Genomic DNA, 1,024 nt, shown 5'->3' with positions numbered 1-1,024 from the left:
GGTGGACGTGCGGGTTTCGCTGTCGGACGGCGCGTCCCGGGTGGACGAGGACCTGCCGCTGCCGGTGCTGGTCGCGGCCTGGTTGAGGGCGGGCTGCCCGCCACGGCGTCCGGTGCCATCGGTGCCGACCTGATCCGCCACCACGTCACCGCGACGCGTCTCGCGCGCGTTCGCGTCGACGACACCCTCCACCTGGCGGTCTACCTCGTCGATCCGCTCACCGGCTCCGAGGACGCGGACACCTCCGCCACCGAGCGCCCGCAGACCCCGACCCGTCGGGCGGGCGACGACAGCGACGCCCCGACACCCGCGGGCACCCGTGACGGTGCCCGCCGGGAGATCCTCGACGCGATCCGCGCCCTGCTGACCAGATCGGGCGCGTCGACCTTCACCGTGCCCGAGGTCATCGACGAGATGGCCCGCCGGGGCACCGGCTACGCGGAGGCCACGGTCCGGACCATGGTCACCTCGCACCTGTGCCGCAACGCCCCCGACCACGCCGCCACCACCTACGACGACCTGGAACGCGTCGACCGCGGCACCTACCGCCTGGTGACCGGCTGAACGGCCCGCCCGGTCGCGTGCACGGCCGCCGAAGCGGGCGACCGGCATCGTCGAGTTCCCGACCCGAACCCCTTCAGGAGAACCAGTGGAGCCGCAGGCTCATCGCAACACCTCGGTACTGGGCAGGTTGCTGGACGAGATCTCCTGGGAAGGCGCCTCGGTGCGCCACTACCGGGACGGAGGACGCGGACGCGAGAACGTCCTGACCGCCGAGGTCCTCACCGCCCTGGACTTCCTCCCCCGCCGCGCGTTCCTCGGCGCGGTGCTGGACAACGCCCACGGCGCCGACCAGGCCCGCCTCACCGCGTCCCGGGAGGTCGAGGACGCGGAGCTGGTCTTCCTGCCCGACGAGGTCGTCCTCAACCCCGACGGGCGCTCGCGCGGCGACCGGTTGATCGTGCAGCCGGACGCCACCATCACCACCCCGTCCGCCCACGTCCTGATCGAGGCGAAGAGGATC

At 73.0% G+C, this 1,024-nt stretch carries 2 protein-coding genes; both read left to right on the top strand.

Annotated features, from left to right (window positions below; genetic code table 11):
* Nucleotides 1–564, top strand: a 564-nt coding sequence (locus AB0G02_RS37885; RefSeq protein WP_360804638.1) for a hypothetical protein, incomplete at its 5' end; no start/stop codon positions are given.
* A gap of 85 nt (nucleotides 565–649) precedes the next feature.
* Nucleotides 650–1,024 (top strand): hypothetical protein (locus AB0G02_RS37880; RefSeq protein WP_360804635.1); only part of this gene is annotated, 375 nt, incomplete at its 3' end.

The organism is Actinosynnema sp. NPDC023658 (assembly GCF_040639995.1).
In the GTDB taxonomy this organism is placed as follows: domain Bacteria; phylum Actinomycetota; class Actinomycetes; order Mycobacteriales; family Pseudonocardiaceae; genus Actinosynnema.
The sequence above is the reverse complement of the archived record's forward strand: the minus strand, read 5'-3'. Positions and strand labels throughout refer to the sequence as shown.